Raw genomic sequence first — 26,566 nt, 5'->3', positions numbered from 1 at the left:
GCGTGGCCACGGAACGCATGGCCAGGGGGGACCGGACGGTCGGGAGCCGCCCGGGCAGAACAAGGCGGAACGCAGAACCACTTGCGGGCAGAGCCACTTGCGTGGGGCACGTGCGGGCGTGCGTGGGGGGTGCGGCCACGCCACAGCGACGCATGTGGGGTTGCTGTGGAGCGGTCGTGGGAAGAGTGGCAGGAGATCGGCCCTCCTGTCAGGTGCGCATCAAGAAGTTGGCCGGAAAGGGTTCGTTGTCCGGGTGGTCATGTTCGGTATACGAACCCGTTGCCGAAGAGGGCCACCGCGACGGCATCCGGAGGGCGGCGCGGGCCGGGGGCGGCCCTTCAGGAAGGGCCCGTCCGCTCGCCGTGCCACGAGTGCCAGAGGGACGCGTACGCACCGCCGGCCGCCACGAGGGCGTCGTGGGTGCCCAGCTCGGTCAGACGGCCGTCCTCCATCACGGCCACCCGGTCCGCGTCGTGCGCGGTGTGCAGGCGGTGCGCGATGGCGATGACGGTGCGTCCTTCGAGCACGGCGGCCAGCGCGCGCTCCGTGTGACGTGCGGTCGCCGGGTCGAGGAGCGCGGTGGCCTCGTCGAGGATCAGGGTGTGCGGGTCGGCCAGTACGACCCGGGCCAGCGCCAGTTGCTGCGCGCGGGAGCCGTCCGTCACCGGCGCCTCTCCCGGCCGGGCGCCGCCCGCCACCGGGTGCGGGCCACCGCGGCCCAGCTCCGTGTCGAGCCCGTCCGGCAGTTCCCGGACCCAGTCGTCGGCGCCGACCGCCACCAGAGCCGCCCACAACTCGGCGTCACCGGCGGTCGGTTCGGCGATCAGCAGATTGTCCCGGACCGTACCCAGGAACACGTGGTGCTCCTGCGTGACGAGGACGACCTGCCGCCGCAGCTGCTCCGGATCCAGGTCGGCGATCGGCACTCCGCCGACCGTCACCGTGCCGGAGCGCGGTGCGTCGATGCCCGCGAGCAGGCGGCTCAGAGTCGTCTTCCCGGCGCCCGAGGGTCCGACGACGGCCAGCCGCTCCCCGGGCCGCACGGTCAGGTCGACCCCGCGCAGCACCTCGCCGCCGCGGTCGTACGCGTAGCGCACCCGCCGCATGTCGATCCGGTCGTCCACCGGGGCGGGAGAACCCGACGGCAGGGCCCGCGGGGCCCGGCCGAGGCCCTCCACCCGCGCGAACGAGGCGCCGCTGCTCTGCAGTTGCTCCACCCGCATCAGGACCGTGTCGAGCGGCGACTCCAGCTGGCGCAGGTACAGGGCCGCCGCGACCACCGCACCCAGACTCATCGCGCCCCGCGCGTGCAGGGCCCCGCCGACCATCAGCACGACGGCCACGGGAAGGACGTACGAGACCTCCACGGTCAGGAAGAACACGGACCGCAGGTACAGCGTGTGCATGCGGGTGCGGCGGGACGTCTCCAGGGCGTCCCGGCTCTCGGCGACGCGCCGGCGCTGCAGACCGAAGGCCTCGACCGTGCGCGCGCCGGAGGCGGTGGCCGAGACGATCTCGGCGACCTCCGAGGTGGCGGCGCCCTCGGCGAGGTAACCGGCGCGGGCCCGGCGCAGATACCACCGCAGGGAGAACCAGATACCGGCCTGGGCGAGCACCGCGCAGCAGCCCAGCAGCGGATCGAGCACGAAGACCGCGCCGACGAGGAACAGCGCCTGCACCGAGGAGACCAGCAGCTCGGGTCCGGCGTCACGCAGGGTCGTACCCACCGCGGCGACGTCGGCGGTGCCACGGGCCGTGAGGTCGCCGGTGCCCGCCCGCTCCACCACGGAGGCGGGCAGCGCCAGCGTCCGGTCCACGAACTCCTCACGCACCCGCGCCAGCGTCCGCTCGCCGAAGCGGTGCCCCACGAGCCGGGCGGCCCGCGCCAGCAGCAGCTGGGCCACCGCGCACACCAGGATGACGAGCGCCAGCCGGTCCACGACGGCGACACCGGCACCGGCCCGGACCTCGTCGACGATGCGGCCGAGCAGCCACGGACCGACCAGACCGGCCGCGGCCGCCAGCGCGTTCAGGACGAGCACGACGGCGAAGGCGCGGCCGTCCGCACGGATCAGCCGGGCGGCGGCCGCGCGCACGCCGGCCGGCTCGGCCACCGGCAACTGCGTGCTCATCGGACGGCCTCCTCGGCGTCGAACTCCTCGCTGTCCGCGTCGCGGGCCACCAGCGCGCGGTACCCCGGCTCCCCGTCGAGGAGTTCGCGATGGCCGCCGACGGCCGCGACCTTGCCGTCGACCAGGTAGTACACCGTGTCCACCTGGTCGAGCACGAGCGGCGACGTGCTGGTGACCAGGGTCGTACGGCCGGAGCGCTCGGCCCGCAGCCGGGCGGCGACCGCGGCCTCGGTGTGCGCGTCGAGCGCCGAGGTGGGCTCGACCGCGAGCAGCACCTCGGGGTCGGCGAGCAGGGCCCGCGCGAGGCGTACGCGCTGCCGCTGCCCGCCGGAGAGGCTGCGGCCCTGCCCGTCGACGGCCGAGTCGAGCCCGTCGGGCAGCCCGAGCACGATGTCCTCCGCGACGGCCGCGTGCACGGCCCGGGCGACGGCGCTCTCGTCGCGGTCCCGGCGGCCGGAGAGCAGGTCGCGCAGGGTGCCCGCGAACAGGTCGGCCTCGTTGTCCGCGACCAGGATGCGCTCCCGCACCTGCGGCAGGGCGATCGCGTCGAGGCGTACGCCGCCCCAGGTCGCCTCCGACGCCGTGTACCGGCCGAGCCGGTCGACCACGGCGGCGGACTCCGCCGGACGGGCGCCGACCAGCGCGGTCAGCGTCCCCGGCGCCAGCCGGACACCGGACCGCGGATCGTGCAGCACCGACGGCTCCGCCGGGGCGTCCAGCGCACGGCCGCCCGTCGTCAGGGGCTCCAGGGCCAGGAAGCGTACGACGCGCCGGGCGGCCACCACGCCCCGGCTGATCTGGTGGCCGCACTCCACGAAGAAGGCCACCGGTCCCACCAGGACCGCGGCATAGCCGTACACGGCCACCAGCTCGCCGACGGTGAGCGAGCCCTCGGCGGCGAGCCGGGCCGCCAGCCAGGTCACGACGGCCAGGAACACCGTCGGCAGCCCGACGCCCAGGGCCTGGATCCAGCTGGTCACCGACCCGACCCGGTATCCCTGCGCCCGCAGCCGCTGCGAGTCCCGGCGGAACGCGTCGGCGAACAGGCCCTTGCCGCCGAGGCCGTTGAGGACGCGCAGACCGCCGGCGAGGTCCCCGATCCGCGCGGTCAGCACGCCCTGCCGCTCGCGGTACTCCGACTCCGTGCCCCGCAGCCGCCCCAGCAGCGGACCGACGAGCACGACGATCACCGGCACTCCGAGCAGGACCACCGCGGCCAGCTGCGGCGAGACCGACAGCAGCAGTCCCGCCACCACCACATAGGCGGCTACCGCACCGACGCCGGGCCCGACGACGGTCAGGGACTGGCTGATCGTCAGCACGTCACCCACGCCGATCGTGACGACCTCGCCGCTCGCGGTCTGCCGGGACAGCCCGGCGCCCAGCCGGGTCGCCTGTCCCACCACGGCCTTCACCGTACGGAAGTTGGCGTCCATCCGGACCTTGGTCATCGTGCGGTGGCGCAGGACCCCCACCACGGAGTTGAACACGCCGAGACCCAGCAGCGCGGCCGACCAGCCGGTCAGCGCGGCCAGGTCGCCCGGCTCGAGACCGTCGTCGATCGCACGGGCCAGCAGATACGGCGTCAGCGCCATGAGCACCAGCCACACCGTGGCCAGCAGCGCGCCCGCCGCCGACCGGCCCGGCTGGCTGGCGACCAGCCACCAGAGGTAGCGGGCGCCGCCACGGCAGTCGGGCGTCCCCGGATCCCCGTACGCGACCTCGTTCTCGCGGCTCGTCCGCTCCCGGCTCACTCGGCGTGTCCTTGGACGAGGCTGTCCCGCCACGCCCGGTGCAGGTCCGCGAACCGGCCCGTGTCCGCGATCAGCCGCTCGGGACTGCCGTCCTCGACGATGCGGCCGTGTTCCATGACGAGGACCCGGTCGGCGATCTCGACCGTCGACAGACGGTGGGCGATGACCACCGCGGTACGCCCGCGCAGGACCGTGAGCATGGCGCGCTGGACGGCCCGTTCGCCCGGCACGTCCAGGGAGCTGGTCGCCTCGTCGAGGATGAGGACCGCCGGGTCGGCGAGCAACGCCCGTGCGAACGCGACGAGTTGCCGCTGCCCGGCGGAGATGCGTCCGCCCCTCTTGCGTACGTCCGTGTCGTAGCCGTCCGGCAGGGCGCCGATGAAGTCATGGGCGCCGATGGCCTTCGCGGCCCGCTCGATGTCCTCGCGGGAGGCGTCGGGGCGGCCGATGGCGATGTTCTCGGCGACCGTGCCGGAGAACAGGAAGGCCTCCTGCGTCACCATGACGACACCGCGGCGCAGTTCGGGCACCGGGAGCTCGCGCAGATCCACGCCGTCCAGGGCGACCCGGCCCTCCGTGGGGTCGTAGAAACGGGCCAGGAGCTTGGCCAGTGTCGACTTGCCCGCGCCCGTCGTGCCGACCACGGCGACGGTCTGGCCCGCCGGGAGCGTCAGCGAGAAGGCCGGGAGGACCTCGCCGCCCGTGCGGTAGGCGAAGCGGACGTCGTCGAAGACGACCTCGCGGCCCGGGTGTTCGGACTTCGGCGCGGGAAGGGTGCGGGGCCGCGCGGGCTCCGGCACCGTGGGCACCTGGGCCAGCAGGCCCGCGATCTTCTCCAGCGAGGCGGCCGCCGACTGGTACGAGTTGAGGAACATGCCGAGCCGGTCGATCGGGTCGTACAGGCGGCGCAGGTACAGCACCGCGGCGGCCAGCACGCCCAGCGCCAGTGAGCCGGAGGCCACCCGGTGGGCGCCCCACAGCACGATCCCCGCGACCGCCGTGTTGGCGACCAGACGGGAGCCGATGACATAGCGGGCCATCTCCAGGATGGCGTCGCCGTTGATGCGTTCGTGACGGCTGTTGAGCGCGCCGAAGTCCGCGTCGTTGACGGCCTCGCGGCGGAAGGCGCGGACCGGCCTGATGCCGTTCATCGTCTCCGCGAACTTCACGATGACGGCGGCGATGGCGGTCGAGCGGAGGCCGAAGATCCGCCCGGCGCGGCGCTGGTAGAGCCGGATGAGCAGGTACAGCGGCACGAACGACGCGACCGCGACCGCGCCCAGGCCGAGGTCCAGCCAGAGCAGCATCGCCGAGATGTAGACGAACGACAGGATGACGGTGATGAGCTCCTGGAGGCCCTCGCTGAGCAGTTCGCGCAGCGACTCGACGTCCGTCGTGGAACGCGAGATGAGCCGGCCCGAGGTGTAGCGCTCGTGGAAGTCGACGCTGAGCGCCTGCGCGTGGCGGAAGATCCTGCCGCGCAGGTCGAGCAGGACGTCCTGGTTGACGCGGGCGGACGCGAGGACGAAGCCGTACTGGAGGGCGCCGGCCGCCACCGAGCACAGCGCGTAGGCGACGGCCACCGCGATCAGCGGGCCGTGGTCGTCGTCGCGCAGGGCCGGTACGGCGCGGTCGATGGCATACGCCACGAGGAGCGGGCCCGCCTGCACCGCCGCCTGCTGGAGCAGGAGGAGGACCGCCGCGAGGACCACGCGGGCCTTCAGCGGCGAGAGCAGGGACCGCAGGAGGGTGGCCGTCGCACGCGGAGGCGCGGGGAGCGCGTCACGGTCGAAGGGGTCGCCGTCCTCGACCGGCGACGGCCGCGCCCCGCCCCGCCCGCCGCTCCGGTCGTTCTCGTCGTGGTCGTCCGTCGGCGCGGTGGTCGTGGGCGCCGTCATCGCGCCTCCCTCTCGGTGGTCTCCGTGCTTCCCGACATCAGCCAGGCGTACTCCGCGCTCGTACGCAGCAGTTCGTGATGGGTGCCGACGGCTGTGACGCGGCCACCGGAGAGCAGGGCCACGCGGTCGGCGAGCAGCACCGTGGACGGGCGGTGGGCCACGACCAGGGCGGTCGTCCCGGCCAGGACGCGGCGCAGGGCCGCTTCGACGAGGGCCTCCGTGTGGACGTCCAGGGCGGAGAGCGGATCGTCCAGGACGAGGAAGCGGGGGTTGCCGACGACAGCTCTCGCCAGGGCGAGCCGCTGGCGCTGGCCGCCGGAGAGGCTGAGGCCCTGCTCGCCGACCTGGGTGTCCGTCCCGTGGGGGAGCGCGTGGGCGAAGTCCGCCTGGGCGACGGCCAGGGCGCGGTGCAGGTCGGCCTCGCCCGCGGTGTCCGGGGCGCCCATCAGAACGTTGTCGCCGACCCCGGCGGAGAAGAGCGTGGGCTCTTCGAAGGCGACGGCCACGAGGGCGCGCAGGGACTGCCTGGGCATCGCGGTGATGTCCATGCCGTCCAGGGTGATCCGGCCCGCCGTGACCTCGTGCAGCCGGGGGACGAGCGCGGTGAGGGTCGTCTTCCCGGAACCCGTCCCGCCCACCAGGGCCATGGTCTCGCCCGGCCGGATGTGCAGGTCGATCCCGTCGAGGACGGGAACGCTGTCCGGGGGCGCGTCGGGGTAACGGAACCGGACCCCGTGAAAGCGGAGCCCGCCGGATCCGGTGGCCCCGTCGCCGTCGCCGTCGCCGTCGCCGTCGCCGTCGCCGACGCCCTCGGCCGTCGGTGAGGCGCCGGTGCGCGAGGCGGAGGCGAGCGGCGCACCGGTGTGCACGGCGGCCCGGGGCACGACGGCCGCCCCGAGGTCGGGCTTCGCGCCGGACGCCGACCCAGCGCCGGACGCCGACTTTGCGCCGGACTCCGGGTTCTTGCTGGGCTGCGGCTTCGCGCCGGACTCCGGGTTCGCGCCGGTCGACGGCTCGGCGTCCGGCTCCCGGTGCATACCGGTCGGCGGCTCGATGTCCGGCTCCCGGCCGGTCTGCGGCTCGGTGTCCCGCTTCTGGTCCGCGCCGGTCGGCGGCTCAGCTCCCGGCGGCCGCAAGCCGCCGGACGACGGCTCCGCGCCGGACCGCGGCGGTGCCTCGGACCGCGGCGGTGCCTCGGACTCCGGCTTCGCGTCCATCACCTCGAAGTAGCGCTCCGTGGCTGTCGCCGCTTCCTGGCTCATCGCCAGCAGGAAACCGATCGACTCGACGGGCCACCGCAGGGCGAGCGCCGTGGACAGGAACGCGACCAGCGTGCCGGCCGACAGGTCACCGTCGGCCACCTGCACCGTCCCGAGCACGAGGGCCGCGCCGACGGCGAGTTCGGGCAGGGTCGTGATGGCGGCGAAGATGCCCGCGAGCAGCCGCGCCTTGGCGAGTTCCGTACCGCGCAGCGTCCGGGAGAGCTCGCGGAAGGCGAGGGCCTGACTGCGATGGCGCCCGAACCCCTTGATGATCCGGATGCCGAGCACGCTCTCCTCGACGAGCGTCGTCAGGTCGCCGACCTGGTCCTGGGCCCGCCGGGCCACCTGCGAGTACCGCTTCTCGAAGAGCCAGCAGACGACCATCACGGGCAGCGCGGGCGCGAGCAGCACGAGTCCCAGCGTCCACTCCTGGGCCAGCATGATGAGGACGCCCACGAGAATCGTCACCGAGTTGACCAGCAGGAACGTCAGCGGGAACGCGAGGAACATCCGCAGCAGCATCAGGTCGGTCGTGCCCCGCGACAGCAACTGCCCGGAGGCCCAGCGGTCGTGGAACGCGATGGGCAGCCGCTGCAGATGCCGGTACAGGTCCGCCCGCATCGCCGCCTCGACCCCGGCCAGCGGCCGGGCCACCAGCCAGCGCCGCAGCCCGAAGAGCAAGGCCTCCACGATCCCGAGCAGCAGCAGGTACAGCGCCCCGAGCCACACGCCGCCGGTGCTCCGGTCGGCCACCGGGCCGTCCACGATCCACTTCAGGACGAGCGGGATGACCAGCCCCGTACAGGAGGCGACGACCGCGACGACGGCCGCCGTGAGCAGCCGTCCGCGCACGGGTCTCACGTACGGCCACAGGCGCAGCAGCGCGCGTACGGTGGAACGGCTCCTGGTGGGCTCGGTCTTGTGGGCTTCCTCGGTGGGCGCGGGTGTAGTCGGCATCAGCAGCGAGCCTACGGATCGGCACCGACATCGCCCACCGAGTTTTGGCCGGGTCCGGATCCGTCGCTGGTCCTACGACCTGCGTGTTCGAGGAGTCGTACAGCCGGGACCGCAAGGTGCACGGGCGCCGTCGGCAGTCGTCGGGGAGCCCGGGATCTTCGGCGTCCTCGACCCGTCCGGCGCGGGCAGGACCACCACAGTTCGACTCCCCGACGCGGTCCGGGCGACGCTCCCGCGCATCGCCCAGGACGCGCCGCCCCGTCACCGCACCCGCAGCAGCAGGACCGCCCGTGCCGGCACCGTGACCGTTCCCCCCGCCCGGTGCACCACCCCGGGCGGAGCGCCCTGCTCCTCCCGCGACGTGTCGACGACGACCTCGTACGCCTCGGCCCACGGCGGGCCCGGCAGGACGAAGTCCGCGGGCCGGTCGCCCGCGTGCAGCACCGCGAGGAAGCTGTCGTCCGTCACGGGCACACCCCGCGCGTCCCGCCCGGGGATGTCCCGGCCGGACAGGTACATCCCCAGCGTCCCCGCGGGCGCGTACCAGTCCCGTTCCGTCATCTCGGTGCCGCGTGCGGTGAACCACGCCAGGTCCCGCAGTCCGTCGGCCGAATGGGACCGGCCGGAGAAGAAGGCGCGCCGCCGGAGCACGGGGTGGGCGTGGCGCAGCGCGATCAGACGGGACGTCAGGTCGAACAGGGCCCGCCAGCCGGGGTCGTCCAGCAGGCTCCAGTCGAGCCAGCTGATCTCGTTGTCCTGGCAGTACGCGTTGTTGTTGCCGCCCTGGGTCCGCCCCAGTTCGTCGCCCGCGACCAGCATCGGGACGCCCGTGGAGAGCAGCAGGGTGGTGAGGAGGTTGCGCAGCTGGCGGCGCCGCAGACCGTGTACCCGGGCGTCCTCGGTCTCGCCCTCCGCCCCGCAGTTCCACGCCCGGTTGTCGTCGGTGCCGTCCCGGTTCCCCTCGCCGTTGGCCTCGTTGTGCTTGCGCTCGTACGACACCAGGTCCCGCAGGGTGAACCCGTCGTGCGCGGTCACGAAGTTCACCGACGCGTACGGCCGCCGCCCGCCCCACGCGTACAGGTCGCTCGACCCGGACAGCCGGTACCCGAGGTCCCGCACGTCCGGCAGCGCGCCCCGCCAGAAGTCCCGTACGGCGTTGCGGTAGCGGTCGTTCCACTCGGTCCACAGGGGAGGGAAGGCCCCCACCTGGTAGCCGCCGGAACCGACGTCCCACGGCTCCGCGATCAGCTTCACGCGGCGCAGCACCGGATCCTGCGCGATGACGGCGAGGAACGGGGACAGCATGTCGACGTCGTGCATGGACCTGGCCAGCGCGGCAGCCAGGTCGAACCGGAAGCCGTCGACGCCCATCTCCGTCACCCAGTAGCGGAGCGAGTCCGTGATCAGGCGCAGCACGTGCGGCTGGACGACGTGCAGGGTGTTCCCGCAGCCCGTGTAGTCCGCGTACCGCCGGGCGTCGTTCTGCAGCCGGTAGTAGCCGCGGTTGTCGATCCCGCGCAGCGACAGCGTCGGGCCCAGCTCGCCCGCCTCCGCCGTGTGGTTGTAGACCACGTCGAGGATGACCTCGATCCCGGCGGCGTGCAGCGCGCGCACCATGCGCTTGAACTCGCCGACCTGCTGGCCGTTGGTCCCGGAGGCCGCGTATCCGGCGTGCGGGGCGAAGTAGCCGATGGAGTTGTAGCCCCAGTAGTTCTTCATGCCCCGGCGCAGCAGATGGTCCTCGTGCGCGAACTGGTGCACCGGCAGCAGCTCGACGGCCGTCACCCCGAGCGCCACGAGGTGCTCGATCGCCGCCGGGTGCGCCAGCCCGGCGTACGTGCCCCGCAGCTCCTCGGGGATCCCCGGGTGCAGCTTCGTGAACCCCCGGACGTGCAGTTCGTAGATGACGGAGTCCGCCCACGGCGTCTTCGGGCGGCGGTCGTCCGTCCACTCGTCGTCGGGTGTGTCGTCGTGCACGACGACACCCTTGGGGACGTACGGCGCCGAGTCCCGGTCGTCGCGCACGGTGTCGGCGACCTGCTGCTGGGGCCAGTCCCGCACATGCCCGTACACCTGCGGCGGCAGGCTGCCGTACTCGTCCTGTCCGGCGCCGTCCACGGCACGGGCGTACGGATCGAGGAGCAGCTTCGCGGGGTTCCAGCGAGCCCCCGTCCACGGATCCCAGCGGCCGTGCACCCGGAAGCCGTACCGCTGTCCGGGCCGTACGCCGGGCACGAAGCCGTGCCAGATCTCGTGGGTCAGTTCGGTCAGCGGGACCCGGATCTCGGTGTCCCCGCCGTCTCCGCGGCCCTCGCCGTCCTCCGTGCCGAAGAGACAGAGCTCGACCGACTCGGCCCCGCCCGCCCAGAGCGCGAAGTTGGTGCCCGAGACGCCGTCGGGCCCGGTCCTGAAGCGCGCCCCGAGCGGGGTCGGCGTGCCCGGCCAGACGGAGACGCCCGGCTCCGTACGCGCCGTGCCGTTCAGCACGGGGCCGGGCTGGACGGGTCCGGGCTGCACAGGCAGCCCACGGCCGGGGACGAGCCCCTCCCGCACTGCCTCCTGATCGGCTGCGCTCGACACCTGACGCCCTCCCGCGGCTCGGTCGGAGCGGCACGAGGAGGGCCGCGGCGTCCCGGCCGCGGCTCCCTGTCGTGTCGTCCTCCCCACTGTTCTGCCCAGAGCCGGGCTCGCACTCACGTCTCCCGAGGCGGGGGCTGACCGGCCCCGGCAGGCGGGCCACACCACCTCACCCGTCACGGCGGGCCGCGGCACCACCCCACTTCCCCGGGGCCGCCTCGGTCGTTGGGCCCCACGTGATGCACGCACAGAGGCGCGCGCGGCGCGCAGGGGCCGCGCTGGCCGCCGTACTGACATGGGCGGGCCTGCTCGCCGGAGCCGCGGGATGCACCTCGCACGGCACGGACGGGATGCTCGGCAAGCCCCGGTCGGCCGAGGACACCATCCGCGTCTCGCCGGACGACGGGAGCCGGGGCGTACGCCCCGAGGAGGGGCTGAGGGTGCGGGTGCCGGCCGGGCGCCTGGAGTCGGTGAAGGTCGTGAAGTCGCAGGACGCGCAGGACTCCCCGGTGCCCGGCCGGATCGTCGGGGACGGCACGACCTGGAAGCCCGACGACCCGAGGCTCGCGCTGGCCGCCAAGTACGCGGTGGACGCGGTCGCGCTCGACGGCCACGGCCGGCGGGTGGCCCGGCACGTGACGTTCACGACGTACGTCCCCGACGAGCGGTTCATCGGCTACGTCGTGCCGGAGAACCGCTCGACCGTCGGCACCGGGATGATCGTGTCGCTGGAGTTCAACCGCCGGATCCGCGACCGGGCGGCGGTCGAGCGCGCGATCCGCGTGACGTCCGTGCCGAAGGCGGAGATCGCCCCGCACTGGTTCGGCCGGAACCGGCTGGACTTCCGCCCCGAGACGTACTGGAAGCCGGGCACGAAGGTCACCGTCGAGCTGCGGCTGCGGGACGTCGAGGCGGCTCCGGGCGTGTACGGGCTGCAGTACCGGACGTTCTCCTTCACGGTCGGCCGCAGTCAGGTCAGCGTCGTCGACGCGGCGGCCCACACCATGGAGGTACGCCGCGACGGAGCGCTCCTGTCCACCGTGCCGATCACCGCGGGCGCCCCCACGAGCACGACGTACAACGGGAAGATGGTCGTCACCGAGATGCTGGAGGTGACCCGGATGAACGGGGCCACCGTCGGTTTCAAACGGGCCGACGGCAAGGGCGAGTACGACATCCCGGACGTGCCGCACGCGATGCGCCTCACCTCCTCCGGGACCTTCCTGCACGGCAACTACTGGGCGCAGGGCGTGTTCGGCACCGCCAACGTCAGCCACGGCTGTGTGGGCCTGCGCGACGTGAAGGGCGGCAGCTCCGCGACCCCGGCGGGCTGGTTCTTCGACCGCAGCCTCGTCGGTGACGTCGTCGAGGTGGTCAACAGCGACGACAAGAAGGTCGCTCCCGACAACGGCCTCGGCGGGTGGAACATGGACTGGAAGGCGTGGAAAGCGGGCTCCGCGGTGAAGTAGACCGACATAGGGGTACGCACAGGGAGGGATCCGGTGGCGCGGCCGGCACCGTGAGTTGGGACGGAACGGTGACATTCCCGGGAGGCCATCACGCCTGGCAGTGTGATTAATTAGCGCGATGCGCGGCGTGGGACGCGCGGTAGTGCGGGCCTGACCAGGCCGTGCGAGGGGAGAACGAACTTGAACGGGCGACCGATATCGGGGGCGTCGGTTGGCGCGCGGACACGAAGCGGCAAGGGGGCCCTGGCACTTCTGCTCGGGGTGCTGCTGCTCTTCGTGGCCGCCTGCGGCGGGGGAGGGGACTCGGACTCCGGGTCCGGCGAGGGGAAGGGCAAGGGCGAGGATTCGAGCCGGACGGACACCAAGGTCTCGCAGGCGGTCGTCACCATAGCCCCGAAGAACGGCACGGACGCCGTGAAGACCAGCGGCGCGCTGAAGGTGACGGCCGCCAAGGGCAAGCTGACCGAGGTCAAGGTCGAGGACACCAAGGGCAACCCGGTCGAGGGGAAGATCACCGACGGGGGCGCGACCTGGACGCCCGCCACGCATCTCGCGGCGTCCACCAAGTACAAGGTCCACGCGGTGGCCAAGGACTCCGACGGCCGGCAGGCCGCTGAGGAGTCCGCCTTCACCACGCTGACCCCGAAGAACACCTTCGTGGGCATCTTCACGCCGGAGGACGGTTCCAAGGTCGGCGTCGGCATGCCCTTCTCGGTCCGCTTCACCCGGGGCATCACGCACCCCGAGGACATCGAGAAGGCGATCGACATCAAGACCGAGCCCGCGGTCGACGTCGAGGGCCACTGGTTCGGCAACGACCGCCTCGACTTCCGCCCGGAGAAGTACTGGAAGCCCGGCACGAAGGTCACCGTCACCCTCAACCTCGACGGGGTCGAGGGGCGGCCGGGTGTCTACGGCGAGCAGGCCAAGACCGTGAAGTTCACGATCGGCCGCAGCCAGGTCTCCACCGTCGACGTCAAGACCAAGAAGATGACGGTCAAGCGCGACGGCAAGGTCATCAAGACCATCCCGGTGACCACGGGCAAGCCCGGCTACGAGACCTGGAACGGCCAGATGGTCATCAGCGAGCGCCTCAGGGTGACCCGCATGAACGGCGAGACGGTCGGCTACGGCGGCGAGTACGACATCAAGGACGTGCCGGACGCGATGCGCCTGACCACGTCGGGCACCTTCCTGCACGGCAACTACTGGGCCGGCGGCGCCTTCGGCAACTACAACGCCAGCCACGGCTGCATCGGCCTGCGCGACCAGCGCGGCGGCGGTGACCGGGGTGCGCCGGCAGCATGGTTCTTCGACCGCTCGATCATCGGTGACGTGGTCGTCGTGAAGAACTCCAACGACCGGATCGTGGAGCCGGACAACGGACTCAACGGCTGGAACATGTCGTGGGAGAAGTGGACGGCGTGATCGCCCGGGGGCGCTGACTCCGCCCCCACGGCCTGCGGGTCCCCGGTTTCCCGGGCCTTCAGGTCCTCAGGACCCGTACGGCCCCGGTGTGCCGCTCTGTGACGGAGCACACCGGGGCCGTTGTCGTTAGTCACCGTTAACCTGCCCTCATGACTGTGCATCTCGAAGTCGCCGAAGGTGTCGGCACGATCCGCCTCGACCGTCCGCCGATGAACGCGCTGGACGTCGCCACCCAGGACCGCCTCAAGGAGCTCGCCGAGGAGGCCACGCGCCGCGAGGACGTGCGCGCGGTGATTCTCTACGGCGGCGAGAAGGTGTTCGCGGCCGGCGCGGACATCAAGGAGATGCAGGCCATGGACCATGCGGCGATGGTCGTACGCTCCAGGGCCCTGCAGGACTCCTTCACCGCCGTGACCCGCATCCCCAAGCCGGTCGTCGCCGCCGTGACCGGTTACGCGCTGGGCGGGGGCTGCGAGCTGGCGCTCTGCGCCGACTTCCGCATCGCCGCGGACAACGCGAAGCTGGGCCAGCCGGAGATCCTCCTCGGCCTGATCCCGGGCGCGGGCGGCACCCAGCGCCTGTCCCGTCTCATCGGCCCTTCCCGGGCGAAGGACCTCATCTTCACCGGCCGCATGGTCAAGGCCGACGAGGCGCTGTCCCTCGGCCTGGTGGACCGCGTCGTACCGGCCGCCGACGTGTACGCCGAGGCGCACGCGTGGGCCGCGAAACTCGCGCAGGGACCGGCGCTCGCGCTGCGCGCGGCCAAGGAGTGCGTCGACGCGGGTCTGGAGACGGACATCGAGACCGGGCTCACCGTCGAACGGAACTGGTTCGCCGGTCTGTTCGCCACGGAGGACCGGGAGCGCGGGATGCGGAGCTTCGTCGAGGAGGGCCCGGGCAAGGCGAAGTTCCTCTGACGAGGGACGGCCCGGTCGGGTGACGGAGGCCTTCCGCCTCCCTCGGAAAGGCCCTGCCGTGCCGCGAAACTCACACATCAAGTTCCGCTGATCCACTTGCAGTTGACGCGATGTCTTACCCGCGTCCCCCGAAGGGGCGGTTTGTCCGAGCCTTAAGTCAGCCTTAAGGGTTCCTTGTCGGGGAACGCGGGCGATTGCCCTCGCAGGGGCTGTCTGTGCAGGTCAGGTGGGCTGTACGGACTGCCGAACTGCCCCTGGCATATGCTTTTCGAATTCAGCGGAATGAATGCCTCCGGGGGGCGTATTCCTCCGGAACGCCCCCGGAACGCCCCCTGGGCGGCCATGATGGGGTCATGGCGGGGCTGGAGGGTATCGAACAGCCGCGGCGGCACGGGAGTGCGACCGCGGCACGCTGGTCGCCTGCTGTCGAGGACGAACACGCGCTGAAGGCGCTGGAGTTGTTCGGCAATCCGACCGAGGCGGAGGTACCCCTGCCGTCGCGGCCGGAGTCGGCCGCGACCGCGCGCCGGCTCGCCCAGGTCGTGGTGCTGCGCCACTGGGGACTCTCACCGAAGATGACCGAGGACGCGGTCCTGCTGGTCTCGGAGCTGGTGGGCAACGCCGTGCGTCACACGGGCGCCCGGGTCTTCGGCCTCCGTATGAGACGCAGGCGGGGCTGGATCCGGGTCGAGGTCCGCGACCCCTCCCGCGGCCTCCCCTGCCTCATGCCGGTCCAGGAGACGGACGTCAGCGGCCGGGGCCTCTTCCTCGTCGACAAGCTCTCCGACCGCTGGGGCGTCGACCTCCTCCCGCGCGGCAAGACGACATGGTTCGAGATGCGCGTCGCGGACCGTTAGGGGCCACCCCGGCATCCTCCGCCGAGGCAACGCCCGTCGGCGGACACGCCGCCGTACGAGTGAGGGTCCACGGCCCGCCTCCGCGGAACCGGGATCGTGCCCCGCATGATCACAACTCCCCTGCGGCGACGGGCCGCTGCCGTCGTCCTGTCCCTCTCGGCCGTCTTCGCGACCTCCGCCGCGACGCTCCCCACCGGGACGGCCGCGAAGGCCCCCGCCTTCGTGGCGAAGGCCGCCGCCCCGGCCTGCCCCCAGTTCGCCGACCGCGTCCACGCCGCCGCGGACCGCCGGGTGGAGGTCGAGCGCATCACACCCGAACCCGCCTGGCGCACGTCCTGCGGCACCCTCTACCGCAGCGACGGCCGCGGCCCCTCGACCGTCTTCGAGCAGGGCTTCCATCCGAAGGACGTCATCGACGGCCAGTACGACATCGAGCAGTACGTTCTGGTCAACCAGCCCTCGCCGTACGTATCCACGAGCTACGACCACGATCTCTACAAGACGTGGTGGAAGAGCGGCTTCAACTACTACATCGACGCGCCGGGCGGCGTGGACGTCAACAAGACCATCGGTGACACCCACAAATGGGCCGACCAGGTCGAGGTCGCCTTCCCCGGCGGTATCGCGCGGCAGTACATCATCGGCGTCTGCCCGGTCGACAAGAAGACCAAAACGGAGATCATGAGCGACTGCGAGAGCAACCCGCACTACGAGCCCTGGCACTGAGCGGGCTCCCCGGGGCCGGTCACCGGGCGCAGAGCAGTGCCTCCGCTCCCACCGCGCGGTAGCCGGCCGCCAGGAACGCCCGCAGACTGCGGGCGTTCCCCGGTGCGAGCTGGGCCCAGACCGGCTCGCCGCCGGACAACCGCCGCGCCGCCCCGGCGAGTTCCCGGCCGAGCCCCCGGTGCCGTGCCCCCTCGTCCACCTCGACCGCGACCTCCAGCCGCCCCGCGACCCCTCGGCCGAGGACGAGCACACCGCCGTCCGCGGCCCACACACGCACGTCGTCGCGGTGCTCACGGGCCCGTACCACCCGGTGGTGGTCCCGGCCGGTGACCTCCACCAGCGCGAGGGACGGTCCGCCCGGGAGCGGGGCGGCGACCGCCAGCAGGTCGATCGTGTCGTTCGTACGGCCCGTACGGTCCATGAAGGCCGTGAGGAACCGGGCGTTCATCGCCGCGGCGAGTGCGTCGCAGCCGGCCTGATCCAGAGTCCCGCGCACCCAGTCGGGGTCCTCGTCCGTGAAGACGACGGAGTGCGCGGTGAAGGCGAGGACACCGGCGTCACGGTGGGAGTGCTGGCGCACCACGGTGAGGGAGCCGTCCGCCGGCGGGAAGACGCCACGGGCCGCCGCGTCGAGAATGGTCCGCAGGCTCTCGGACACGCGACCACTCCTCCGCCTCGAGTTACGCCTTGAGTCTCCACCCGCTGGAAGGCCCAGACTCCCAGAAATGATCGACGACGGCACCGGACTCTTCACCATCGGCGAGCTGGCCCGGGCCACCGGGCTGACCGTACGCACCATCCGTTACTGGTCGGACGTGGACGCCCTGCCGCCCGTGACCCGCTCCGAGGGCGGCTACCGGCTGTACGACGCCGCGTCCGTGGCCCGCCTCGAACTCATCCGTACGCTGCGGGAGCTGGGCCTGGGCCTGGACGACGTACGCCGGGTGCTGGCGGGCGGGACGACGGTCGCGGAGGTGGCGGCGACCCATGTGGCGGCCCTGGACGCCCAGATCAGGTCGCTGAAGGTGACCCGGGCGGTGCTGTCGACCGTGGCGCGACGCGGCTCGACCGCGGAGGAGATGACCCTGATGAACAAACTGGCGCGACTGTCGGCGACCGAGCGCAAGCACATCATCGACCACTTCATGGAGGAGACCTTCCAGGGACTCGACACCGCGGACCCCGACATCCGCACCCGGATGCGGTTCGCCGTCGCCGACCTGCCCGAGGACCCCACCCCCGAGCAGGTGGACGCCTGGGTGGAACTGGCCGAGCTGATGCGGAACCCGGATTTCCGTCGGCGTATGCGCAGGACGGTCGAGTTCAACGCGGCGGACCGCGGGCCGGAGGTGCCCGCCGGGACGTCCCTGTGGTTCATGAGCCGCCTGGTGCAGCTCGCGGGCGAGGCATTGGAACAGGGCGTCGCCCCGGAGTCGCCCCGCGCCGCGGAGGTGCTGGACGGGCTCCTGGGCAACGCCGACCGGGCCGCCGTTCTGGAACGCATGGAGTCCGCGACGCACGTGGAGCTCGCGCGCTTCCGGGAGCTGACGGCGCTCGTCCGCGGAACGGGGCCCCTGCCCGCGCACGCCGAGGAGTTCGCCTGGGTGGTCGCCGCGCTCCGCGCCCGGCCGGAACGTTAATCTGACCTCGTCAGATAGGCACCAAGAAGGGGCGGGTCCGGTGGCGGACATCGAGGAAGCACGCAAGGCGTTCGAGCGCATCGACGTGGACGGGGACGGCTACATCACCGCCGCCGAGTTCAAGAAGGCTCTGGCCCAGGGCGGGGACTGGAACGTCACCGAGTCGGTGGCCGAGGCCGTCATCGCCGCCCGGGACCTCAACGGGGACAAGCTGCTCTCGTTCGACGAGTTCTGGTCCCAGGTCAACAGGTGACGTGAGTGACAGGGGCGCCCGCCGGTCCACGGGGGCGCCCCTTCGTCGTGTCCGCCCTCCGGGCGTGGCCCGGAATAGCCCGATCCGTCCGGAGGTTGTCACTCCGCACAGGAGTCATCCACCCCCGGAAAGGGCGAGTCGGACATGAGGATCGGCATCATCGGAGCAGGCAACATCGGCGGCAACCTCACCCGGCGGCTCACCGCCCTGGGCCACGACGTGTACGTCGCCAACTCCCGGGGCCCGCAGACACTCACCGAGCTGGCGCGGGAGACCGGAGCGACCCCGGTCACCGTGGAGGAGGCCCCGCGGGACGCCGAGATCGTCGTCGTCACGATCCCCCTGAAGGCGGTCCCCGACCTGCCGTCCGGGCTGCTGGACAAGGCGGCCGACGGGGTGACCGTCATCGACACCGGCAACTACTACCCCAAGCAGCGGGACGGCAGGATCGCCGAGATCCTCGACGAGGGCCTGACGGAGAGCCGCTGGACGGCCCGGCAGCTCGGCCACACCGTCGTCAAGGCGTTCAACGGCACGTTCGCCCAGGACATCCTGGACCGTCACCGCCCGGCCGGCGCCGCCGACCGCGTCGCCCTCCCGGTGGCCGGCGACGACGCGACCGCCAAGCAGGCCGTACGCGACCTCATCGACGAACTCGGCTTCGACACCGTGGACGCGGGCGGCCTCGACGACTCCTGGCGCCAGCAGCCCGGCACGCCCGTCTACGGTCTGCGGGAAGGCGTCGAGGGAGTGACGAAGGCGCTGGCCGAGGCGTCACCGGAGCGTACGGCGGACTTCAGGGCGTAGGGCTGCCGCTCAGACGATCTTCAGGGGCAGGTGCGGCCCCGCCGGCAGATCGACCTCGACGGGGTCGCCGGGCCGCACCACCCCGCCCGTGACGACCACGCTCATGATCCCGGCCCTGAACCGGGGCTTGCCGTCCCCGTCCCGGCCCACGACCTGCTTCATGAGCCCCTTCTGGAAGCCGTCGATCTGGGCGCAGGGATTCCGCAGGCCGGTGACCTGCACCACGGCCTCGTCACCGAGCCGCAGCAGGGTCCCGCCGGGCAGCCCCAGCAGGTCGAGGCCCCGGGTGGTGACGTTCTCCCCTAGCTCGCCGGCCGCGACCTCGAAGCCCGCCTCGCGCACCTCGTCGAACAGTTCCTCGTGGATCAGGTGCACCTGCCGCAGATTCGGCTGCGAGGGGTCCTTCGCCATCCGGAACCGGTGCTTCACCGTCGTCCCGGCGTGCACGTCCCCCTCGACCCCGAGTCCGGCGAGGAGCGTGATGCTCCCGCGGTTCGGCTTGGTGAACGCATACGTCCCGTTGCTGCTGACCGCAGCGACACTCCCACCCATGCGGGGCAGTCTACGGGGTCGCCCATTCCCGCAGGTCGGCGATGGTGTCGAAGCGTGCGACGTTCTTGTCCAGCGGGTCGTCGGTGTGCTGGTGGAAGCGCCACGTCGCCTGGATGCGGGGCTTGCCCGCGGTGACGTAGTCGGCGATCCACAGACCGTCACCGGCGTACGAGGTGTCGTCGACGTTCAGCCAGAAGTTCCGGTTGCAATACAGCACCACCCGGTTGTTCGGCCGGAGTTCCTTCACCTTGCGGATGAAGCGGTCCTTCTCGGCGTTGCTCGCGTGGGTGCCGTCGCTCGTCGTCTCCCAGTCGACGGCGAGGATGTCGCCCGCCCTCTCCGGGGCCTTGCCGACGAAGTACTCGGCCTGGGCCGTGAGGTTGCCCGGCCAGAGGAAGTGGTAGAAGCCGACCACGCAGCCGGCGTCGCGGGCCCTCTTCGCCTGCGCGCCCAGCTTCGGGTTGACGTACGTCCGGCCCTCCGTCGCCTTGACGAAGACGAAGGACAGGCCTTCGGTGCTGTACGAGGACGACTGGTAGGAGCTCACGTCGATGCCGCGCAGCATGGTGGTTCCTCCGTGCGGTGGGGGGATGGGGCTGATGGTGCGTGTGGGGTCAACTCCCCCTGCTCCTGCCCCTCTTCGCCCGTCCCACCCTCAGCACTCGATGATGTTCACCGCCAGGCCGCCCCGGGCCGTCTCCTTGTACTTGACGCTCATGTCGGCGCCCGTCTCCTTCATCGTCTTGATGACCTTGTCGAGGGAGACCTTGTGGGAGCCGTCGCCGCGCATGGCCATCCTCGCCGCCGTCACGGCCTTGACCGCGGCCATGCCGTTGCGCTCGATGCAGGGGATCTGGACGAGGCCGCCGACCGGGTCGCAGGTGAGGCCGAGGTTGTGCTCCATGCCGATCTCCGCGGCGTTCTCGACCTGCTCGGGGCTGCCGCCGAGGACCTCGGCGAGGGCGCCGGCGGCCATCGAGCAGGCGGAGCCGACCTCGCCCTGGCAGCCGACCTCGGCGCCCGAGATGGAGGCGTTCTCCTTGAAGAGCATGCCGATGGCGCCGGCCGCGAGCAGGAAGCGGACCACCCCGTCCTCATCCGCGCCGGGCACGAAGTTGATGTAGTAGTGCAGGACCGCCGGGATGATGCCCGCGGCGCCGTTCGTGGGGGCCGTCACGACGCGGCCGCCCGCCGCGTTCTCCTCGTTCACCGCCATCGCGTACAGCGTGATCCACTCCATGGCGTGGGCCAACGGGTCGCCCTCGGCGCGCAGTTGGCGGGCGGACATGGCCGCGCGGCGGCGGACCCGGAGGCCGCCGGGCAGGATGCCCTCGCGGGACATGCCACGGGTGACGCACGCCTGCATCACCCGCCAGATGGCGAGGAGCCCTTCGCGGATCTCCTCCTCGGTGCGCCAGGCCCGCTCGTTCTCCAGCATCAGGGCGGAGATGGACAGGCCCGTCTCCTTCGTCAGCCGAAGCAGCTCGTCGCCCGTACGGAAGGGGTACTTCAGAACCGTGTCGTCCAGCTTGATGCGGTCCGCGCCCACCGCGTCCTCGTCGACGACGAAACCGCCGCCCACCGAGTAGTACGTCTTCGACAGCAGTTCGGCGCCCGAGGCGTCGTACGCCCACAGCGTCATGCCGTTCGCGTGGTACGGCAGGGTCTTGCGGCGGTGCAGCACCAGGTCGTCGTCGAAGGAGAAGCCGACCTCGTGCTCGCCGAGCAGGGCGATGCGGCCCGACGCCTTGATCTTCTCGACCCGGTCGTCGGCCCCCTCGACGTCCACCGTGCGGGGCGAGGCGCCCTCCAGACCGAGCAGCACCGCCTTCGGCGTCCCGTGGCCGTGTCCGGTCGCGCCCAGCGAGCCGTACAGCTCGGCGCGTACCGAGGCCGCCGAGGACAGGACGTCCTCGGTGCGCAGGCGGCGGGCGAACATCCGGGCCGCACGCATCGGGCCGACGGTGTGGGAGCTGGACGGGCCGATGCCGATCGAGAACAGGTCGAAGACCGAGATGGCCACGGTGACTCCTCAAAACGGGGTGAAGCGGGTGGAACAGGGGTGGGGCGGGTGGGCCGGTGAAGGCCCGGGGGCGCGAGGCGCCGTGGCGGGGCGGTGGTGGGTGACGGGCGGCCGGGGTACCGCGCACACCTCCCAGTGTGCGCGGTACCCCCGTGAAGCGGGACTACTTGCCCAGACCGGGGTACAGCGGGTGCTTGTCCGCCAGTGCGGTCACCCGGGCCTTGAGCGCCGCCGCGTCGTAGGACGGCTTGAGGGTCTCGGCGATGACGTCCGCGACCTCGGTGAAGTCCTCGGCCGTGAAGCCGCGGGTCGCCAGGGCCGGGGTGCCGATCCGCAGGCCCGACGTCACCATCGGCGGCCGCGGGTCGTTGGGGACGGCGTTGCGGTTGACCGTGATGCCGACCTCGTGGAGGCGGTCCTCGGCCTGCTGCCCGTCCAGCTCGGACTCGCGCAGGTCCACCAGGATCAGGTGGACGTCCGTACCGCCCGACAGGACGTTGACACCGGCCTCGCGGGCGTCCGGCGCGGTGAGGCGCTCGGCGAGGATGCGGGCACCCTCGACCGTACGGACCTGGCGCTCCTTGAAGTCCTCCGAGGCGGCGACCTTGAAGGAGACCGCCTTGGCCGCGATCACGTGCTCCAGGGGACCGCCCTGGAAGCCCGGGAAGACGGACGAGTTCAGCTTCTTCGCGAAGGCCTTCTTGGCGAGGATGATCCCGCCGCGGGGGCCGCCGAGCGTCTTGTGGGTGGTGGAGGTGACGACGTCCGCGTGCTCCACCGGGTTCGGGTGGAGGCCGGCCGCGACCAGGCCCGCGAAGTGCGCCATGTCGACCCACAGGTAGGCCTCGACCTCGTCCGCGATCCGGCGGAACTCGGCGAAGTCCAGCTGCCGCGGGTACGCCGACCAGCCCGCGATGATCACCTTCGGGCGGTGCTCCTTGGCGAGCCGCTCGACCTCGGCCATGTCGACCAGGCCGGCGTCGTCCACGTGGTACGCGACCACGTTGAACTGCTTGCCGGAGAAGTTCAGCCGCATCCCGTGGGTCAGGTGGCCGCCGTGGGCCAGGTCGAGACCGAGGATGGTGTCGCCGGGCTGGGCCAGCGCGAACAGCGCGGCCTGGTTGGCGGAGGCGCCCGAGTGCGGCTGCACGTTGGCGTACTCGGCGCCGAACAGCTCCTTGACCCGGTCGATCGCGATCTGCTCGGCGACGTCGACGTGCTCGCAGCCGCCGTAGTAGCGGCGGCCCGGGTAGCCCTCGGCGTACTTGTTGGTGAGGACCGAGCCCTGGGCCTCCATGACCGCGACCGGAGCGAAGTTCTCCGAGGCGATCATCTCGAGGGTGGACTGCTGGCGGTCCAGCTCGGCGTCGACGGCGGCGGCGACGTCCGGGTCGAGCTCATGGAGGGACTGGTTCAGAAGCGACATCGGTCAGGAGTCCTTAGCTGCCGGAGAATTCGGTGTACTCGTCCGCGGAGAGCAGGTCCTTCGGCTCCTGCGAGGTGCGCACCTTGAACAGCCAGCCGCCCTCGAACGGGGCGGTGTTCACCAGCGCGGGGTCGTCCACGACGTCCTGGTTGATCTCGGTGATCTCGCCGGTGACGGGCGAGTACAGGTCGCTGACCGACTTGGTCGACTCCAGCTCACCGCAGGTCTCGCCCGCGGTCACCGTGGCACCGACCTCCGGGAGCTGGACGTACACGACATCGCCGAGCGCGTTGGCCGCGTGCTCCGTGATACCGACCGTCGAGACGCCGTCCTCGGCGCCCGACAGCCACTCGTGCTCCTTGCTGTAGCGCAGCTGCTGGGGATTGCTCATGGCCTGAATTCTCCTGTACGCCGGGGAGTGCTGATGCAGGGGGACTGGGGGTGGCCGGGCGGATGTGCCCGGGGTCACTTCTGATGCTGTCGAGCGGCGCTGTCGCGCCGTGTCACCTGGGGAGTGCGCGGGCCGATGCCGTGCGGGGCGCCCGGACCGGGTGCCTCACTTCCGGAGCCCGCGCACCAGTGTCACTTCTGGCGCTTGTAGAACGGCAGCGCCACGACCTCGTACGGTTCGTGGCTGCCCCGGATGTCCACGCCGACACCGGTCGTGCCGGGTGCGGAGTGCTCCGCGTCGACGTACGCCATCGCGACCGGCCTGCCGAGCGTCGGGGACGGCGCACCGGAGGTGACCTCGCCGACGACCCTGCCGTCGGCGACGACCGGGTAGCCGGCGCGGGGGACACGGCGGCCCTCGGCCAGCAGGCCGACGAGGACGCGCGGAGGCTGCGACTCGGCCCGGGCGGCGGCCGCGGACAGTGCCTCGCGCCCGACGAAGTCGCCCTGCTTCTCGAACTTCACGACCCGGCCGAGGCCCGCGTCGAAGGGCGTGAGCGAGGTGCTCAGCTCGTGCCCGTACAGCGGCATGCCCGCCTCCAGGCGCAGGGTGTCCCGGCAGGAGAGCCCGCAGGGGGCGAGCCCGGCCGGGGAGCCCGCGTCGGTCAGCGCCTGCCACAGCTTCTCGGCGTCGGCCGGGGCGACGAACAGCTCGAAGCCGTCCTCGCCGGTGTAGCCGGTGCGCGCGATCAGGGCCGGAACACCGGCGACCGTGCCGGGCAGGCCCGCGTAGTACTTCAGACCGTCCAGGTCGGCGTCGGTCAGGGACTTCAGGATGCCGGGGGACTCCGGGCCCTGGACGGCGAGCAGGGCGTAGGCGTCCCGGTCGTCGCGCACCTCGGCGTCGAAGCCCTCCGCGCGCTCCTGAACGGCGTCCAGGACCACCTGGGCGTTGGAGGCGTTGGCCACGATCATGTACTCGGTGTCGGCGAGACGGTAGACGATCAGGTCGTCGAGGATGCCGCCGTCGGCCCGGCAGATCATCGTGTAGCGGGCGCGGCCCACCTTCACGCCCCCGATGTTGCCGACCAGCGCGAAGTCCAGGAGAGCGGCCGCCTGGGGGCCGGTGACGGTGATCTCGCCCATGTGGGAGAGGTCGAAGAGGCCGGCCCGGGTGCGTACGGCGAGGTGCTCGTCGCGCTCGGAGCCGTACCGCAGGGGCATGTCCCAGCCGGCGAAGTCGGTCATCGTCGCGCCGAGCGAGCGATGCAGGGCATCGAGCGCGGTCCGGCGCGGCTGAACGGGGGCGTTGCTGCTCATCGGTGGGGCTCCCAAGGCATGACGGCGAGGTCGTTCCTCCCCATCTGTCATCGGAACCTGAGAGGTTCGCCGTGAACACCGGTGAACGTGGTGGTCACTGACTTGCACCTTGGGTGGAGCCGACGCCCTGACGGTCAGGGGGCGGCCCGCTTTTCAGATGTGCCTCGCCCGCGCGGTAACGGGGCCTGAGAGATTCAAGGGAGGGACTTGCTCCTTCGGCGCCCGGGCACTCGTACACCTGCGTGTACACGTACCCGGAACTCTCCCGCGCGGATTCAAGCGGCCGGTATGCAGTTGGCGGGCACATCATTGCACGCATCGGACCGGGGCGGCAGGGGCCTCGGCCGGGGGGGGGCGGACGGGCCCGTACCGGGCCGGACAGTGTCCGGACAGGGTCCACGGGCGTTCACAGTGATCTGTGACGGGGCTGTGGCAGGACGAGAACAGAAATGAGGGGACCGGCGCATTACCTTCTCTTTACACTCGACGGGGATGGGTCTCCCGACCCCATGGGGAGGACGATCAGGGTGAACAGGATCACGGCGTACGCGACCAGTACGGGCATCGCGCTGCCCAAGCAGCCCACCGCACCGGCCGGGGAGGCGTGCGACCCGCTTCCGGCGCCCGTCGTCCGTGATCTGCGGGAGCGCGCGGGTCACAGCCCTCACGGTCTGCGGTTCGGAGCGGCCGACCTGGTCGTCGTCACGGGCCTGCCGGGCAGCGGCAAGTCGACCCTGATGCGCCGGGCGGTGACCGGCCGCCGCATCGACTCCCAGGACACCCGCGACCGGTGGGACGGCAGGCTGGCGCGTTTCCTTCCGTACGCGGTCTACCGCCCCCTCGTGCGCGCCGCGCACTACGCGGGCCTGCGCGGGGCTCTGCGCTCCGGCGAGGGCGTCGTGGTGCACGACTGCGGTACGCAGGCCTGGGTGCGCAACTGGCTCGCCCGGGACGCCCGGCGCCGGGGCGGCACCCTGCACCTGCTGCTGCTCGACGTCGATCCCGGCACGGCCCTGGACGGCCAGCGCGAGCGCGGCCGGGGTGTCTCGAGGTACGCGTTCGCGCGGCACCGCGGCGCCGTCGCCAGGCTGCTGCGTTCCGTCGAGAAGGGCGACCTCCCGGAGGGCTGCGGCTCCGCGGTCCTCGTCGACCGTGCCGCGGCGGACGTGCTGCGGCGCATCGACTTCGGCGACTGAGCGCCCCTCCCGGCCGGCGGATTCCGGCTTCCACGGGTCTCGGACGCGGTGAACGGGCCGGCGGGCGCGTAATCTCGTCAACCGCAGAAGGCGGTTCGAGCAGGCGGTAGAGATGGACTTCCCGGCACAGGACATTCCGGCGCAGGATTTTCCCACACAGGACTTTCCGGCACGGGCGCACCCGCATCCCCATGCCGGCTGGCCCGGCAACGAGGTGGAGGAGGTGCTCGCCGCCTCCCTCGGGCTTCCCCCGTCGCCCTCGACGGGCGCCCGGATCGTGGAGGCCGTCGGGCGCGCCTTCCTCTGGGTGCCGCTGCCGGAGGGCGGCGGCCCGCACAGCGGCCCGCTCGACCTGCCCACGATGGAGCTCGGCGGGCAGGCGTACGTGCCGGTCTTCACCTCGGACCAGCAGTTCCGCCAGGTCGTCGGCGACCACATGGCGTACACCGTCGCGCCCGCCGTGGAGTTCGCGCGCGGCCTGCCGCCCCAGGTGGGCATCGTGCTGAACCCGGACGGCACGGTCGGTGTGCCGCTGCCCCCGGCGGCCGTGGCCGAGCTGTGCCGGACCGGGCGGACCCAGCTGGACGGGACCGCGAGCGGCGGCCGGGTCCGGCTGTTCCAGCCCGACTGGCAGGACGATCCGGTGGACTTCCTGGCCGCGGCCTCGGCGGAGTTCGCCGCGACCGGCGTCGTGCTGAGCGCCCGCCGCTGTCTGGCGAGCATCGAGGGCGGCGACCCCGTGATGTTCGTCGGCATCGAGGCGGTCCACTGGGACGAGAGCGCGCGCACGCTTCCGCTGGACGCCCTCGGCCGGGCGCTGGGACGCGTTCCCCTGGCACACCCGGTGAGCCTCGTCTTCCTCGACGTGGCCCAGGACCCGGTGGGCGACTGGCTGCGGGCACAGGTCCGCCCCTTCTACACCCGCACCTTCTGAGTCGCGCTCACAGGGGCGCGGGGAACGGCGCGCTCAACCACACCCGAC

At 72.1% G+C, this 26,566-nt stretch carries 21 protein-coding genes, 1 pseudogene and 2 riboswitches; of the genes and pseudogenes, 10 read left to right on the top strand and 12 right to left on the bottom strand.

The features are described 5' to 3' along the window. Positions 1–338: 338 nt before the first annotated feature. The 5 genes from O1Q96_RS36815 to glgX form a co-directional block, all read right to left on the bottom strand. Entirely contained in the window at positions 339–2,132 is a 1,794-nt protein-coding gene (locus O1Q96_RS36815) for an ABC transporter ATP-binding protein (RefSeq protein WP_269252242.1), read from the bottom strand. Beyond that, entirely contained in the window at positions 2,129–3,886 is a 1,758-nt protein-coding gene (locus O1Q96_RS36810) for an ABC transporter ATP-binding protein (RefSeq protein ID WP_269252241.1), read from the bottom strand. Before O1Q96_RS36810 ends, O1Q96_RS36815 begins: the two co-directional genes overlap by 4 nt. Beyond that, positions 3,883–5,784 carry an ABC transporter ATP-binding protein gene (locus O1Q96_RS36805; protein ID WP_269252240.1) on the bottom strand — a complete coding sequence of 634 codons (1,902 nt, stop codon included), beginning with the start codon at positions 5,782–5,784 and terminating at the stop codon, positions 3,883–3,885. The genes O1Q96_RS36810 and O1Q96_RS36805 overlap by 4 nt, the downstream gene beginning before the upstream one ends. Further along, positions 5,781–8,003, bottom strand: coding sequence for an ABC transporter ATP-binding protein (locus O1Q96_RS36800; protein WP_269252239.1), 2,223 nt, complete (start codon positions 8,001–8,003; stop codon positions 5,781–5,783). Before O1Q96_RS36800 ends, O1Q96_RS36805 begins: the two co-directional genes overlap by 4 nt. Positions 8,004–8,264: 261 nt before the next feature. Next, the gene (gene glgX, locus O1Q96_RS36795; protein WP_269252238.1) at positions 8,265–10,583 is read right to left on the bottom strand and encodes a glycogen debranching protein GlgX; all 2,319 of its coding nucleotides are present in this window, start codon (positions 10,581–10,583) and stop codon (positions 8,265–8,267) included. Positions 10,584–10,816: 233 nt separating this feature from the next. On the opposite strand from glgX, the gene O1Q96_RS36790 reads away from it, so the two are divergent. The 5 genes from O1Q96_RS36790 (at position 10,817) to O1Q96_RS36770 (ending at position 15,977) form a co-directional block, all read left to right on the top strand. Beyond that, a complete protein-coding gene (locus tag O1Q96_RS36790) occupies positions 10,817–12,049 on the top strand; it encodes a L,D-transpeptidase (protein ID WP_269252237.1) in 1,233 nt (410 codons plus the stop codon). Between the two features lie 180 nt (positions 12,050–12,229). After that, positions 12,230–13,477, top strand: a complete 1,248-nt coding sequence (locus tag O1Q96_RS36785; protein WP_269252236.1) for a L,D-transpeptidase — start codon at positions 12,230–12,232, stop codon at positions 13,475–13,477. Between the two features lie 149 nt (positions 13,478–13,626). Beyond that, on the top strand, positions 13,627–14,394 hold the full coding sequence (locus O1Q96_RS36780) for an enoyl-CoA hydratase/isomerase family protein (RefSeq protein ID WP_217454138.1): 768 nt from the start codon (positions 13,627–13,629) through the stop codon (positions 14,392–14,394). Between the two features lie 248 nt (positions 14,395–14,642). Continuing rightward, the gene (locus tag O1Q96_RS36775) at positions 14,643–15,251 is read left to right on the top strand and encodes an ATP-binding protein (protein WP_419587086.1); all 609 of its coding nucleotides are present in this window, start codon (positions 14,643–14,645) and stop codon (positions 15,249–15,251) included. Between the two features lie 105 nt (positions 15,252–15,356). Beyond that, positions 15,357–15,977 (top strand): ADP-ribosyltransferase, encoded by a 621-nt coding sequence (locus O1Q96_RS36770; protein ID WP_269252235.1) that lies wholly within the window; start codon positions 15,357–15,359, stop codon positions 15,975–15,977. 19 nt (positions 15,978–15,996) lie between these two features. Here the strand turns inward: O1Q96_RS36770 and O1Q96_RS36765 are convergent, their stop codons facing one another. Continuing rightward, positions 15,997–16,635 (bottom strand): GNAT family N-acetyltransferase, encoded by a 639-nt coding sequence (locus O1Q96_RS36765; protein ID WP_269252234.1) that lies wholly within the window; start codon positions 16,633–16,635, stop codon positions 15,997–15,999. A 67-nt stretch (positions 16,636–16,702) separates the two neighbouring features. On the opposite strand from O1Q96_RS36765, the gene O1Q96_RS36760 reads away from it, so the two are divergent. From O1Q96_RS36760 to O1Q96_RS36750, 3 genes and pseudogenes are all read left to right on the top strand, one after another. Next, positions 16,703–17,617 (top strand): helix-turn-helix domain-containing protein, encoded by a 915-nt coding sequence (locus tag O1Q96_RS36760; RefSeq protein ID WP_269252233.1) that lies wholly within the window; start codon positions 16,703–16,705, stop codon positions 17,615–17,617. Positions 17,618–17,657: 40 nt separating this feature from the next. Further along, positions 17,658–17,870, top strand: coding sequence for an EF-hand domain-containing protein (locus O1Q96_RS36755; RefSeq protein ID WP_269252232.1), 213 nt, complete (start codon positions 17,658–17,660; stop codon positions 17,868–17,870). A 123-nt stretch (positions 17,871–17,993) separates the two neighbouring features. Beyond that, positions 17,994–18,677: pseudogene (locus tag O1Q96_RS36750) on the top strand (NADPH-dependent F420 reductase); the annotation flags it as partial. 9 nt (positions 18,678–18,686) lie between these two features. Here O1Q96_RS36750 and O1Q96_RS36745 read toward each other — a convergent pair. From O1Q96_RS36745 to gcvT, 6 genes are all read right to left on the bottom strand, one after another. Next, entirely contained in the window at positions 18,687–19,229 is a 543-nt protein-coding gene (locus O1Q96_RS36745) for an MOSC domain-containing protein (RefSeq protein ID WP_269252231.1), read from the bottom strand. Positions 19,230–19,239: 10 nt separating this feature from the next. Then, positions 19,240–19,794 carry a glycoside hydrolase family 25 protein gene (locus O1Q96_RS36740; RefSeq protein WP_269252230.1) on the bottom strand — a complete coding sequence of 185 codons (555 nt, stop codon included), beginning with the start codon at positions 19,792–19,794 and terminating at the stop codon, positions 19,240–19,242. 90 nt (positions 19,795–19,884) lie between these two features. Then, positions 19,885–21,252, bottom strand: a complete 1,368-nt coding sequence (locus O1Q96_RS36735; protein WP_269252229.1) for an L-serine ammonia-lyase — start codon at positions 21,250–21,252, stop codon at positions 19,885–19,887. 163 nt (positions 21,253–21,415) lie between these two features. Further along, positions 21,416–22,678, bottom strand: coding sequence for a serine hydroxymethyltransferase (gene glyA / locus O1Q96_RS36730; RefSeq protein WP_269252228.1), 1,263 nt, complete (start codon positions 22,676–22,678; stop codon positions 21,416–21,418). 13 nt (positions 22,679–22,691) lie between these two features. Next, positions 22,692–23,069, bottom strand: coding sequence for a glycine cleavage system protein GcvH (gene gcvH, locus O1Q96_RS36725; protein ID WP_269252227.1), 378 nt, complete (start codon positions 23,067–23,069; stop codon positions 22,692–22,694). 191 nt (positions 23,070–23,260) lie between these two features. Continuing rightward, positions 23,261–24,388, bottom strand: a complete 1,128-nt coding sequence (gene gcvT / locus O1Q96_RS36720) for a glycine cleavage system aminomethyltransferase GcvT (protein ID WP_269252226.1) — start codon at positions 24,386–24,388, stop codon at positions 23,261–23,263. A 34-nt stretch (positions 24,389–24,422) separates the two neighbouring features. After that, positions 24,423–24,551: riboswitch (glycine riboswitch) on the bottom strand. Then, positions 24,552–24,666: riboswitch (glycine riboswitch) on the bottom strand. A gap of 231 nt (positions 24,667–24,897) precedes the next feature. Here gcvT and O1Q96_RS36715 point away from each other — a divergent pair. Next, positions 24,898–25,584 (top strand): AAA family ATPase, encoded by a 687-nt coding sequence (locus O1Q96_RS36715; RefSeq protein WP_419587010.1) that lies wholly within the window; start codon positions 24,898–24,900, stop codon positions 25,582–25,584. Between the two features lie 112 nt (positions 25,585–25,696). After that, a complete protein-coding gene (locus O1Q96_RS36710; protein WP_269252225.1) occupies positions 25,697–26,518 on the top strand; it encodes an enhanced serine sensitivity protein SseB in 822 nt (273 codons plus the stop codon). Positions 26,519–26,566: the final 48 nt, after the last annotated feature.

It is taken from the genome of Streptomyces aurantiacus (assembly GCF_027107535.1).
Classification (GTDB): domain Bacteria; phylum Actinomycetota; class Actinomycetes; order Streptomycetales; family Streptomycetaceae; genus Streptomyces.
This window is presented reverse-complemented; position numbering and strand designations above follow the sequence as displayed.

Bases quoted from the DNA above. Each gene is read 5' to 3' on its own strand.
- O1Q96_RS36815 (WP_269252242.1), bottom strand. From the start codon at position 2,132: ATGAGCACGCAGTTGCCGGTGGCCGAGCCGGCCGGCGTGCGCGCGGCC.
- O1Q96_RS36805 (WP_269252240.1), bottom strand. From the start codon at position 5,784: ATGACGGCGCCCACGACCACCGCGCCGACGGACGACCACGACGAGAAC.
- O1Q96_RS36800 (WP_269252239.1), bottom strand. From the start codon at position 8,003: ATGCCGACTACACCCGCGCCCACCGAGGAAGCCCACAAGACCGAGCCC.
- O1Q96_RS36780 (WP_217454138.1), top strand. From the start codon at position 13,627: ATGACTGTGCATCTCGAAGTCGCCGAAGGTGTCGGCACGATCCGCCTC.
- O1Q96_RS36770 (WP_269252235.1), top strand. From the start codon at position 15,357: ATGATCACAACTCCCCTGCGGCGACGGGCCGCTGCCGTCGTCCTGTCC.
- O1Q96_RS36760 (WP_269252233.1), top strand. From the start codon at position 16,703: ATGATCGACGACGGCACCGGACTCTTCACCATCGGCGAGCTGGCCCGG.
- O1Q96_RS36745 (WP_269252231.1), bottom strand. From the start codon at position 19,229: ATGGGTGGGAGTGTCGCTGCGGTCAGCAGCAACGGGACGTATGCGTTC.
- O1Q96_RS36740 (WP_269252230.1), bottom strand. From the start codon at position 19,794: ATGCTGCGCGGCATCGACGTGAGCTCCTACCAGTCGTCCTCGTACAGC.
- glyA (WP_269252228.1), bottom strand. From the start codon at position 22,678: ATGTCGCTTCTGAACCAGTCCCTCCATGAGCTCGACCCGGACGTCGCC.
- gcvH (WP_269252227.1), bottom strand. From the start codon at position 23,069: ATGAGCAATCCCCAGCAGCTGCGCTACAGCAAGGAGCACGAGTGGCTG.
- gcvT (WP_269252226.1), bottom strand. From the start codon at position 24,388: ATGAGCAGCAACGCCCCCGTTCAGCCGCGCCGGACCGCGCTCGATGCC.
- O1Q96_RS36715 (WP_419587010.1), top strand. From the start codon at position 24,898: ATGGGGAGGACGATCAGGGTGAACAGGATCACGGCGTACGCGACCAGT.
- O1Q96_RS36710 (WP_269252225.1), top strand. From the start codon at position 25,697: ATGGACTTCCCGGCACAGGACATTCCGGCGCAGGATTTTCCCACACAG.